Origin of the sequence: Streptomyces oceani (genome assembly GCF_001751245.1) — a bacterium.
GTDB lineage: Bacteria > Actinomycetota > Actinomycetes > Streptomycetales > Streptomycetaceae > Streptomyces > Streptomyces oceani.
On record NZ_LJGU01000133.1, the window covers coordinates 148209 to 159940 of the forward strand.

Consider the following 11732-nt stretch of genomic DNA (forward strand, 5'->3'; position numbering starts at 1 on the left):
GGGCAGGATCGGGAGCATGCAGAGTGAGCTCTTCGCCTCCGAGAACATGGCCCAGCCGGCCACCGCGGCCGGCATGGTCCAACAGAACTCCAAGTCCATCAAGTACGCGGTGAACGGCGAGTGTTTCGCCCGCCAGGGCTCGATGGTCGCCTTCCGCGGCAACCTCCAGTTCGAGAAGCAGGGTCAGGGCGTCGGGAACTTCCTGAAACGATCCGTCACCGGCGAGGGCCTCGCGTTGATGGCCGTACGCGGCCAGGGTGAGGCGTGGTTCGCGCACGAGGCCGCGAACGCCTTCATCGTGGACTTCGGCCCCGGCGACAGCCTCACCGTGAACGGTCGCAACGTCCTGTGCTACGACTCGAGCCTCAGCTACGAGATCAAGATGGTCAAAGGCGCCGGCATGACCGGTGGTGGCCTCTTCAACTGTCTCTTCACCGGCCAGGGCAGGCTCGGGGTGATCTGTGAGGGCAGCCCGATCGTGATCCCGGTGTCCCCGCAGTCGCCCGTGTTCGTCGACACCGACGCTATCGTCGGCTGGAGCGCGCAGTTGCAGGCCTCACTCAACCGCTCCCAGAGTCTCGGATCGATGATCCGCGGCGGCTCCGGCGAGGCCGTACAACTCAAGCTGGAGGGAGAGGGGTTCGTCGTCGTGCGCCCCAGCGAGCTGCAGCCGACGCCGGCGTCCAACTGACCGTCAGGGGCCGCTGGAGCACGAACGACACGCCTGCCGTACGGGCGTCGGCGCCCGCTTTCCCAGCCGGCGCGTCGTCCGCCCGGGGGCGCGCGAGCACGAGGCGCACCACCACCGGACACGGCCAATCGGGCGTCGCCCTACAACCGTTTCCCGTCGCCGGGTGTCTTCTTGAGCAACCGGAGTCACGCGGCCGGCTTTCCTCGGACCCACCGAGGAAGAGACCACCGGCCGTTCTCCGGCGACCTGGACACACCTGAGCAAGGGGGAACAACCCGTGCGTTCACGCATGATCGCCACCGCGGCCGTCTCCGCCGCCTTCGTCCTCATCCCGGTCGGCGGCGCCTTCGCCGGTACGGGCCCGGCCGCGCCGGGATCGGAGACCGCGTCGGAGTCCACCGCTCCGTCGCCCAAGGGCAACCCGAACAGCGCCAAGGCACAGGCCGCCGGCGTCTGTGACGACGCGCGCCAGATCGGAGAGACCGGTTACATCGAGCGGGACGGGGTGAAGATCGCCTCGGTGAAGCAGTTCTACTCGCCGGAGTGCAAGGAGAACTACAGCTACGTCTGGGCGTGGGAGAGCTTCATCAACGCCGAGGACGATTACGACGTCTCCGCCGGCGTCTACAGCTACGACCAGGACAAGGTGCTCGGCCAGAAGTCCTGGCCGGCCAGCAACGGGCAGGAGTACTGGTCCGACGCGGCGAAGACGACCGAGGAGTGCACCGCCGCCGTGGGCACGGTGCGTCCGGCCGGCTCCCCGACGACGTACGAGGGCTCCAGCGACAAGCGCTGCGCCTGAGCCGTCGGGCTGACAGAGCCGTCGAGCTGACCGAGAGCCCGACATCCCGCCGGCCGCCTGCCGATGACCAGTGAGACCCGGCGGCTGAGCGGAATGTCGGGGGCTCGTCCGAACCGGGGTGTGGCCCCGCCGTCTACCGCGCGGCGGGGCCACACCCCGGTTCACACGGGCGAGCGGTGTACGGACGGCGAGCGGGCGCCCGCTCGCGGTCCGTACGCGAAACCGTCATCCGTGGTCAGCGAGGAAGGGTGAAGTGCCAGTAGGCGAAGTCCTGCGGCCCCGGAGCGGAGTAGAAGAGGGTGACCTCGCGTGTGCCGGCCGGGACCCGCACACGCACCGGCTCCTCGAAGCTCTCGCCGTCGGCGATCTTCTCGGGGATGTCGGCGTCAACGCTTGCCGGGGCGACTGACGCCAGGTCGCTGTCGCTCGGCACGCTACTCCCCCGGTAGGTGCCCACCACGCCTTGGATACGACCGCGCACCTGCTCGGTGTAGGCCGCCTCGTTGTCCTCGTTGGCGTAGGTGACCCGGAATTCGTACGTCCGGACGTCCGCGTCGCCGTCCTCGGATCGCACCCGCTTCGGCGCGGAGACCTCGATCGTGAAGTCGTCCTCGTACTCGGCGGTCCCCGGGCCGGTGAACGGCTCCTCCCGACCCCCGCGACCGTCGACCAGGTCCTCGCCACTCTCCGTCGCCTCGTGCAGCGCGTATCCGAAAAGAACCGCGCACGTCAGCACGAGGACCAGCAAACCGCCGCAACTGACGTACATCCACCGGAGGTTGCTCCGGCGCTGCTCCGTCAGTTCGACATCGGTCAGCAGATCCGGGCCACCCCGTCGTCCCGAGCTTCTGGTCATACCGGCAATCTAGTGCCGCGCCAGTCACGGTGTCCGCCACTCACCCCGGGTCCAGGACGTCCCGCACCGGCCGGCGCGGGGTCGCGCTACCGGAGGGCCCGTAGCCCAGCCGTAGCACCATCTGCACCGCCGCCATCCGGGACTGCGGATCGCGTACGAGCCGCCGCAGGTCCGCGTGTTCCACGGCATGCGAGGTCAGCGAGGTGGCCAAGCCGTGCCGGGTGGCGACCAACAGCACGCGTTCCATCGCCTGCCCGGCGCGCAGCCAGTCCCCGGGCCCGTCCCGCGCCGTGCCAAGCAGCATCAGGTGCGGGTTCGCCTCGAAGTCGGCCACCTCCCGTCCGGGTACGTGGCGGCGGCCCGCGAAGTCCCGTACGGGCGCCTTGCCGTCCCGCTTACGCGGACCGAAGGCGTACTCCGGGACGCCCTCGACCGTCGGATCGACACCCGAGACGCCCTGCCGCGCGCGACGCGTCCAGTGCGCGACGTCCTCGAACTGCGCCGGCTCCATGTCGTCCCGGCCCTCGGCGTCGTGCAGCAGCTCCAGCAGGGTGTCCACGTGCCAGGCGGTGGGGAGCACGAGCTGCGCCCCCTCCAGCCGCGCGGCCCTGGTCAGCTCGGTCTGTACCTCCGGTGGGATCTCCCGCTCCTCGAAGGGGTAGCGGCTCGTACGGCGCCGGGCGAGCGCCTCATGCAGGTCGGACAGGTCCATGTCGGGGGCGAGGCCGCGAGTGAGCCGCACGGCGGCGAGCAGCGGGTCACCGGGCGACCCGGGCAGCAGCGTCGTCTCGGCTCCCCACCCCGCATGCGCGACGGCCACCCGCAGGTTGAACAGGGCGGCTCCGCAGCCCAGATGCATGGCACGGCCCTCGGAGTCACTGCCGCCCACACTCCGGGTGACGTCTCGGCGCAGTTCGAACGTGTCCCGGCCCGGCCTGAAGCGGAATCTCCAGGGTTGTGCGTTGTGCATGGACGGCGCCGCGATGGCGTCGCTGACTAGGCTCGTCACAGTGTCCGTGTTGAGCGACTGCTGGACCGGCATGGCCACCTCCCGCAGGGAACCGGAACGGCTGTGCCAGTGCTTCTCAGGATACGGCCCGACGGCCGGGACCGCTCCCGGGAGAGGTTCCGCGGCCGGCCATGTGGTGCCAGACCATGTGCGGAGCGCCAACTATGGCAGGCGGACACGTAGGAAGCGCCACCATCCGTCCTTACCGTTCCCGGCATGACACGACCACCTGACCCGAGTTCGGCCGTAGTGGACCTGTCCGGGCGTACGGCCCTGGTGACCGGCGGCGGCAGCGGCATCGGCCGGGCCTGTGTACGCCGGCTCGCCGCGGCGGGGGCGCTGGTGCACACCGTCGACGTGGACGCCGAGGCGGCCAAGACGGTCGCGGAGGAGACCGCCGGCTACCCACACGCCGTGGACCTGGCCGACCGGGACGCGCTCGAGCAGCTGCCCCGCACGGTGGACATCCTGGTGAACAACGCCGGCCTGCAGCACGTCGCGGCGCTCCCGGACTTCCCCCCGGAACGGTTCGAGCACCTGCAACGCGTCATGGTCACCGCCCCCTTCCTGCTGCTACGGCACTGCCTGCCGCACATGTACGCCGGAGGGTGGGGGCGGGTGGTCAACATCTCCAGCGTGCACGGCATCCGCGCGAGCCCGTACAAGGCGGCGTACGTCGCCGCCAAGCACGCCCTGGAAGGGCTCAGCAAGGTCACCGCCCTGGAGGGCGCCCCGCACGGAGTGACCAGCAACTGCGTCAACCCCGGCTATGTCCGCACCGCGCTGCTGGAGGGCCAGGTCGCCGCGCAGGCCAGGGAACACGGCATCGCGGAGGACGAGGTGGTCGGCGGCCTGCTGCTGAAGCGTTCCCGGATCAAGCGGCTGATCGAGCCGGAGGAGGTCGCCGCGCTGGCCGAGTGGCTGTGCGGCCCGCACACCGGCTACCTCAGCGGCGCGTCCCTCCCCCTCGACGGCGGCTGGACCGCCGGCTGAGCCGACCGCCCCGTCCCCGTCCCCCGCTCCCGTCCCCTCCCCGCATCGAAGTGTGGTGATCCGCAATGGCTTTCAGCCCCACCCAGCAACCCCGCGGCAACATCGCCCGGGTCATATCCGCCAGCCTCATCGGCACCACCATCGAGTGGTACGACTTCTTCCTCTACGGGGCGGCCGCGGCACTGGTGTTCAACGAACTGTTCTTCCCGGACAGCGAGCCCCTGGTCGGCACCCTCCTGGCGTTCATGACCTACGCCCTCGGCTTCCTCGCCCGCCCGCTCGGCGGCCTGGTCTTCGGACACTTCGGGGACAAGATCGGCCGTAAGAAGCTGCTGGTGATCAGCCTGCTCATGATGGGCGGTTCGACCTTCGCGATGGGGCTGCTGCCCACGCACGCCACGCTCGGTATCGGAGCGGCGGTGCTTCTGACGCTGCTGCGGCTGGTGCAGGGCTTCGCGCTCGGCGGCGAGTGGGGCGGCGCGGTGCTGATGGTCTCGGAGCACGGCGGTGCCGCGCGCCGCGGCTTCTGGGCCTCCTGGCCGCAGTCCGGGGCGCCGGGCGGCAACCTGCTGGCCACCGGCGTGCTGGCGGTGCTGGCGGCGGTGCAGTCCGAGGAGACCTTCCTCGACTGGGGTTGGCGCATACCGTTCCTGCTGTCCGGCGTGCTGGTGATCATCGGACTGTGGATACGGGTCTCGATCTCCGAGTCACCCGTCTTCCTGGAGGCCCAACGGCAGGCCGAGGAACGGGCGGCGGCGGGTGGCGCGCAGGAGCCCGCTCCGGTGCTCGAGGTGTTCCGCAGCAGTTGGCGCAAGGTGCTGGCCGCCGTGGGTGCCCGCTTCGGGGAGAACGTGTCATACTACATCATCACCTCGTTCGTGCTGGTGTACGTCACCTCTCATCTCGACCTGTCCAAGAGCACCGCGCTGAACGCGGTGCTGATCGGCTCGGCCATCCACTTCGTGACCATTCCGCTGTGGGGCGCGCTCTCCGACCGTGTCGGCCGTCGGCCGGTGATCGGGCTGGGCGCGGCGGGGATGGCGGTCTGGGCGTTCGCCTTCTTCACGCTGATCGACTCGGAGTCCTTCCTGATCATCACGCTGTCCGTCACCGCGGGACTGATGTTCCACGGCGCCATGTACGGTCCGCAGGCGGCGTTCATCTCGGAGATGTTCGACACCCGGGTGCGCTACACGGGTGCCTCGATGGGCTCCCAGGTGGCCTCGATCGTGGCGGGTTCGCTGGCCCCGATCATCGCCGTGGAGCTGCTCAAGGAGTTCGACTCCTCGGTCCCGATCTCGGTCTACCTGTGCCTCGCCTCGCTGGTCACCGTGGTGACCGCGGTGGTGGCCGCGGAGACGCGTGGGCGGGACCTGACCCAGGACATCTCGATCAACCAGCCCTCCCCGAAGTCTCCGGGTTCCGCCGAGGCGGACGAACCCTCGGGCGCCGCCCCGGAGCCGGGCGCGGAGGAACCGGTCACCCGCGAGGAGAAGCAGAACGACACGGTCAGCGGATAGTGCGGTCCGGCCGCCCGGTGCGCGCACCGGGCGGCTACGGCGGCCGTACGAGCCATGCCACGAAAGGCGATTCCCCGTATGCTCTCGCCCGTGACCGGCCCAGACAGCGGCGAGCAGCAACGGAGCGCGTACGCCGAGAACGGCCTGCGCCACCTCTTGGACCTGCTCGCGCGGGGTGCCCCCGCCGAGGACTTCGCCGCTCCGATCGCGAACGCCCGCGCGGCCGACGCGCCGGCCCGGGAGCTGGCGGCCGTCGAGGAGGCGACCCGGGTCGCGCTCGCCATCCGGCGTACGCTCACCCAGCACCGGGAACGCGAGGCGGAACTCACCGCGCTCTTCGAGACCGCCAGCGACCTGGCGGCTCTGCGGGACCCGGACTCCGTGCTGCGGGCGATCGTGCACCGAGCCAAGCTGCTGCTGGGCACGGACGTCACCTATCTGACGCTGACCGACGACAGCGAGGGCGACACCTACATGCGGGTCACCGACGGTTCGGTGGCCGCCTCCTTCCAACAGCTGCGTCTGGGCATGGGCGAGGGGTTGGGCGGCCTGGTCGCGCAGACCGCCCGCCCGTACGCCACCGGCGACTACCAGGTCGACCCGCGCTTCGACCACACCACGACGATCGACGGCGGGGTGCGGGACGAGGGGCTGCGGGCGATTCTCGGCGTACCGCTACGGCTCGGGCCGACCGTCATCGGCGTGCTGTACGCGGCCGATCGCACCCCGCGGGAGTTCGCCCGGGAGGAGGTGGCGCTGCTCTCCTCGCTCGCCGACCACGCCGCCATCGCGCTGGACAGCGCCCGACTGCTGGCCGAGACCCGGTCCGCGCTCGCCGACCTGGGTGCCGCCACCGAGACGATCCGGGCACACAACCAGGAGATGCACCGCACCGAGGAGGCACACGACCACCTCACGGACCTCGTACTCCGTGGCGCCGACGCCACGGAGGTCGCGGCCGGGATCGCCGCGCTGCTGGACGGCGGCATCCTCATCCATGACGCGGACGGGGTGGAACTGGCCCGCACCGGCACCCGGCCGCTGCCACCACCGCACGGGGCGGTCACCGCCTCGCGCTCCAGCGGGCGGGCCGTACGCAGCGACGGCACCTGGGTGTGCGCCGTGCTGGCCGGGCCCGAGCTGTTGGGCAGCATCGCGTTGACCGGGCGGGAGGATCTCGCGGACATCGACCGGTTGCTGTTCGAGCGCGCCAGCATCGTGACGGCCCTGCTGCTCCTGCTGCGCAGGTCAGCCGCCGAGACCGAGGACCGGGTCCGCGCTGAGCTGCTGTACGACCTGCTCACCGCCACCGGCGAGGCCGGGAGCCGGGCCGCGCGGGCCCGCCGGCTGGGCATCGACCTGGCGCGGCCGCACGCGGTGCTGGTCCTCCAGTGCGAGGCGACCACCCGACAGCGGCTGTTGACGGCCGCCACCCAGAGCGCCCGTACCAGAAACGCCCTGGCGGGACTGCACCACGATCATGTCGTCCTGCTGGTGCCGGCGACGGAGCCCGGCGCGTGCGCGCAGTCCCTCGCGCTGGAGCTGAGCCAGGCGATGGGGGCGCCGGTCACGGTGGGCGGTGCCGGTACGGCCGCCGGCGCGCCGGCCGGCGACCGTACCGCCTCGATCGGCACCGGCAAGGCGCCGCCGGACTCGGTGGGCGCACTGCCCACCACGCACGACGAGGCGCAGCGGTGCCTGGCCGCGCTGCTCGCGCTCGGGCACGCGGGACGCGGCGCCGCGCTGCCCGACCTGGGTTTCCTCGGCGTCCTGCTCGGTGACCACGCCGACCTGGCCGGATACGTACACAGCACGCTCGGCCCGGTGCTGGACTACGACGAACGGCGGGGCACGGAGCTGATCGCTACCCTGGACGCGTACTTCGTCAACGGCGCGAGCCTCACCCGTACCAAGGAGACGCTGCACATCCACGTCAACACCGTGGTGCAGCGACTGGAGCGCATCGGCCGGCTGCTGGGGAAGGACTGGAACAGCCCGGCCCGGTCGCTGGAGATCCAACTCGCGCTGCGGCTGCACCACCTCGCCCGCCGGCTGTGACCCGCGCCGCCCAGCCGGACGAGTCGAGAGCGCGCACGTGCCTACCCGGCGGGAAACTGACCACCGGACGGCCCTGACCGCTGACTCGACAGGCGAAGCCGACGGGCCGACGAATCGACGGATCGAGAGGTCGACGGTCGATGGCCGGGAAGCGCCGAGCGAGGAGTTGCCGANCGGTGCCTGGCCGCGCTGCTCGCGCTCGGGCACGCGGGACGCGGCGCCGCGCTGCCCGACCTGGGTTTCCTCGGCGTCCTGCTCGGTGACCACGCCGACCTGGCCGGATACGTACACAGCACGCTCGGCCCGGTGCTGGACTACGACGAACGGCGGGGCACGGAGCTGATCGCTACCCTGGACGCGTACTTCGTCAACGGCGCGAGCCTCACCCGTACCAAGGAGACGCTGCACATCCACGTCAACACCGTGGTGCAGCGACTGGAGCGCATCGGCCGGCTGCTGGGGAAGGACTGGAACAGCCCGGCCCGGTCGCTGGAGATCCAACTCGCGCTGCGGCTGCACCACCTCGCCCGCCGGCTGTGACCCGCGCCGCCCAGCCGGACGAGTCGAGAGCGCGCACGTGCCTACCCGGCGGGAAACTGACCACCGGACGGCCCTGACCGCTGACTCGACAGGCGAAGCCGACGGGCCGACGAATCGACGGATCGAGAGGTCGACGGTCGATGGCCGGGAAGCGCCGAGCGAGGAGTTGCCGATGACCGCTGCCCAGCAGCCGGACGGTACGTCCACCATCAGCACGGCCATCCCGGCACGGCTCGACCGCCTGCCGTGGTCCCGCTGGCACTGGATGATCGTCATCGGCCTCGGGACGGTGTGGATTCTGGACGGCTTCGAGGTCACCATCGTCGGCAACATCGCCAGTCGCCTGTCCGAGGAGGGCAGCGGGTTGCCGATCTCCGCCGCGCAGGTGACCGGCACTGCCGCGGCGCTGTACGTGGCGGGGGCGTGCTCCGGGGCGTTGTTCTTCGGCTGGCTGACCGACCGCTACGGGCGCAAGCGGCTGTTCCTCGTCACGCTCGCGGTCTACCTGGCCGCCACGGCGCTCACCGCCCTGTCCTTCTCCAGCTGGTGGTTCTTCGTGTTCCGCTTCCTGACCGGCTTCGGCATCGGCGGGGAGTACGCCGCCATCAACTCCGCCATCGACGAGTTGATCCCCTCTGCCTACCGGGGCCGGGTGGACCTGGTGATCAACGGCAGCTTCTGGCTGGGCGCCATCGGCGGCTCGCTGCTGTCCATCGTCATGCTGGACACCGGCATCTTCCCCAAGGACCTCGGCTGGCGGCTGACCTTCGCCCTGGGCGTGGTGCTCGGCCTGGTGATCCTGCTCGTGAGGCGCCACGTCCCCGAGTCGCCGCGCTGGCTGTTCATCCACGGCCACAGCGACCGGGCCGAGTCGCTGGTGGCCGGCGCGGAGAAAGACGTCAGCACCGAGACGGGCCGCGAACTACCGTCCCCGGGACCGTCGATCACCATCCACCAGCGCGAGGCCATCGGCTTCGGAACCATCGCTCGTACGGTCTTCAGCCGCTACCGCAAGCGATCGGTCCTCGGCCTGTCGCTCTTCATCGGACAGGCGTTCCTCTACAACGCCATCACCTTCGGCTTCGGAACCATCCTGACCACCTACTACCCGGTCTCCTCCGGGGAGACCGGCTACTACTTCGCCGTGATGGCGGCGGGCAACTTCCTCGGCCCGCTGATGCTCGGCACGCTCTTCGACACGGTCGGCAGACGCGTCATGATCGCCGGCACCTACCTGCTCTCCGGGGTGCTGCTCTTCGGCACCGCCTGGTTGTTCGACAGCGGTCAGCTGACCGCCGAGACACTCACGGCCTGCTGGTGTGTCGTGCTCTTCTTCGCCTCGGCCGGGGCGAGCAGCGCGTACCTGACCGTCTCGGAGGTCTTCCCGATGGAGACCCGGGCGATGGCGATCGCCTTCTTCTACGCCATCGGCACCGCGGCCGGCGGGATCAGCGGCCCGCTGCTGTTCGCCCGGCTGACCGAGTCCGGCGTAGTCGGCGACACGACCCTGGCCTTCCAGATCGGCGCCGGGCTGATGTGCGCGGCGGGACTGGTGGCCGCCGCGCTCGCCGTGCCGGCCGAGCGTCGCTCGCTGGAGGACATCGCCCGGCCGCTCACGGCGTCCCAGCGGTGAGTTCAGACCGGGAACCCGGCCGCCTCGACGAAGTCCGGGCGCGGATCGAGGGCCGCCGCCAGCCGGAAGTGGCGTCGTGCCTCCTCGGTCCGGGAGCCGCGCTGCAGGGTGCGGCCCAGCACGAAGTGCGCGTAGGCGTTATCCGGCTCCCGCTCCAACACCGTGTGGAACTCCCGCTCCGCCGAGCGCAGTTGTGCGCCGTGGAAGTAGGCGCGGGCGCGCAGCAGGCGGGCGGCGGTGTTCTCCGGGTGAGCGTCGATCACCGGGTCGAGCAGCCGGATGGCACCACGCGGGTCACGGGCCTGCAGCAAGTGCTCGGCCGCGCGGAAACCGATGACGTGGGTCGATGCCGTGTTCTCGGACATGAGCGCTCCTCCCGGTTTCGGTTACGGGCCCGGTAACACCCGCTCGGGCCGACGTATTCCGGCGCCGGGAGGTACGGCGGCCGGCTGGGCGCACGGGCGAGCCCCGAGCCGTCGGCCACTCAGACCGCTGCCCGCAGTTCCTCCCACACCTTGCGGACCTGTGGCTCCAGTTCCTCAGGCGGGCCGTCGTTGTCGATCACGAAGTGCGCCAGGGCGAGCCGTTCGGCCCGGGTGGCCTGCGCGGCCATCCGGGCGCGGGCCTCGCTCTCGGCCATGCCACGCTGCCTCACCAGCCGCTCCAGCTGGGTCTCCGGGGCGGCGTCCACGACCACCACCCGGTCGTACAGCGGCGCGAGACCGTTCTCCGCGAGCAGCGGCACGTCGTGCACGACGACGTCGTCCGGGCCGGCGGCCTCCTCCAACCGCGCGGAGCGGGCGGCGACCAACGGGTGTACGAGGGCGTTCAACGCGGCCAACCGCTCCGTGTCGCCGAAGACGAGGGCGCCGAGTCGGGGGCGGTCCAGGGTGCCGTCCGGGGTGAGGATGCCCTCGCCGAACTCCGCGACGACCGCCCGCAGTCCCTCCGTGCCGGGGGCCACCACCTCCCGGGCGATCTGGTCCGCGTCGATGAGCACGGCGCCGTAGGACACCAGCAGTTGTGCCACCGCGCTCTTGCCGGCTCCGATACCACCCGTGAGTCCCGCTTTCAGCATGCGCGCCACGTTATCGGGTGCGGGGTGGCGGTGTCGGCACGGTTCGAGGGCTGGGATGGGGGAAGCGGGTCCGAGGGATGTGGCGCTCGGGGTCACGACCCGGAGACCGCCGCGTCCGAGGAGTCCGTACGCAACCAGTACCAACCGTCCCGCCGATCCAACAGTCCCGCCTCCACGAGGTAGCGGCGTAGGGCCACGTGGTCCGTCTCCGCGTCGGCACACCAGCGTCGGAGGATGTCGTTGACGGCCGGCTCCGCGTACCGCTCGCCTGGGGTGAATCCGTGTCGCGCGACATGGCGCAGCACGACCTGGCGCCGGCTGAACTTGGTGGGCAGCGCGAGCAGCCGACCGTCCCGGACGTACGTGCGCAGCACCGCGTCCGGCGGTCCGCCGGCCGGGGCTTCCGCGGGACGCTCGGCGGCAGCGGCGGCGCGAGCTGCGTCCTTGAACGGCTCACCGGACGCCCGCAGTCCGCCGTCCACCTCCTCGACCAACCCGCCGCCGCGCAACCTGCGCAGCGCGTCGGCCGTCTCCCGCGGCCCGGTCCCCTGC

The 11732-nt window shown here is 71.1% G+C and carries 11 protein-coding genes and 1 pseudogene; 7 read left to right on the top strand and 5 right to left on the bottom strand.

The features are described 5' to 3' along the window. The first annotated feature begins 16 nt into the window (after window positions 1-16). Window positions 17-691 carry an AIM24 family protein gene (locus AN216_RS18330; RefSeq protein ID WP_070197776.1) on the top strand — a complete coding sequence of 225 codons (675 nt, stop codon included), beginning with the start codon at window positions 17-19 and terminating at the stop codon, window positions 689-691. A gap of 277 nt (window positions 692-968) precedes the next feature. Beyond that, the gene (locus AN216_RS18335; protein WP_244502522.1) at window positions 969-1493 is read left to right on the top strand and encodes a hypothetical protein; all 525 of its coding nucleotides are present in this window, start codon (window positions 969-971) and stop codon (window positions 1491-1493) included. Between the two features lie 235 nt (window positions 1494-1728). Here the strand turns inward: AN216_RS18335 and AN216_RS18340 are convergent, their stop codons facing one another. Together AN216_RS18340 and AN216_RS18345 are read right to left on the bottom strand one after the other, a co-directional pair. Beyond that, the gene (locus tag AN216_RS18340) at window positions 1729-2349 is read right to left on the bottom strand and encodes a hypothetical protein (RefSeq protein ID WP_070197778.1); all 621 of its coding nucleotides are present in this window, start codon (window positions 2347-2349) and stop codon (window positions 1729-1731) included. A 40-nt stretch (window positions 2350-2389) separates the two neighbouring features. Beyond that, window positions 2390-3391 (bottom strand): Acg family FMN-binding oxidoreductase, encoded by a 1002-nt coding sequence (locus AN216_RS18345; RefSeq protein WP_070197779.1) that lies wholly within the window; start codon window positions 3389-3391, stop codon window positions 2390-2392. Between the two features lie 183 nt (window positions 3392-3574). On the opposite strand from AN216_RS18345, the gene AN216_RS18350 reads away from it, so the two are divergent. The 5 genes and pseudogenes from AN216_RS18350 (at window position 3575) to AN216_RS18370 (ending at window position 10102) form a co-directional block, all read left to right on the top strand. Then, window positions 3575-4351, top strand: coding sequence for an SDR family NAD(P)-dependent oxidoreductase (locus AN216_RS18350; protein WP_070197780.1), 777 nt, complete (start codon window positions 3575-3577; stop codon window positions 4349-4351). A 65-nt stretch (window positions 4352-4416) separates the two neighbouring features. Then, window positions 4417-5871: an MFS transporter gene (locus AN216_RS18355; RefSeq protein WP_079166731.1), complete on the top strand. Its 1455-nt coding sequence runs from the start codon at window positions 4417-4419 to the stop codon at window positions 5869-5871. Between the two features lie 78 nt (window positions 5872-5949). Then, window positions 5950-7929, top strand: coding sequence for a helix-turn-helix domain-containing protein (locus AN216_RS18360; protein ID WP_070197781.1), 1980 nt, complete (start codon window positions 5950-5952; stop codon window positions 7927-7929). A gap of 168 nt (window positions 7930-8097) precedes the next feature. Further along, window positions 8098-8469: pseudogene (locus tag AN216_RS18365) on the top strand (PucR family transcriptional regulator); the annotation flags it as partial. A 172-nt stretch (window positions 8470-8641) separates the two neighbouring features. After that, on the top strand, window positions 8642-10102 hold the full coding sequence (locus AN216_RS18370) for an MFS transporter (RefSeq protein WP_070197783.1): 1461 nt from the start codon (window positions 8642-8644) through the stop codon (window positions 10100-10102). A gap of 2 nt (window positions 10103-10104) precedes the next feature. On the opposite strand, the gene AN216_RS18375 is transcribed toward AN216_RS18370, so the two are convergent. The 3 genes from AN216_RS18375 to AN216_RS18385 all read right to left on the bottom strand — a co-directional run. Continuing rightward, window positions 10105-10467, bottom strand: a complete 363-nt coding sequence (locus AN216_RS18375; RefSeq protein ID WP_070197784.1) for a tetratricopeptide repeat protein — start codon at window positions 10465-10467, stop codon at window positions 10105-10107. Window positions 10468-10586: 119 nt separating this feature from the next. Then, window positions 10587-11180, bottom strand: coding sequence for a dephospho-CoA kinase (gene coaE, locus AN216_RS18380; protein WP_070197785.1), 594 nt, complete (start codon window positions 11178-11180; stop codon window positions 10587-10589). A 92-nt stretch (window positions 11181-11272) separates the two neighbouring features. After that, window positions 11273-11732: DUF2087 domain-containing protein (locus AN216_RS18385; protein ID WP_070197786.1), on the bottom strand; the 460-nt coding region annotated here is incomplete at its 5' end.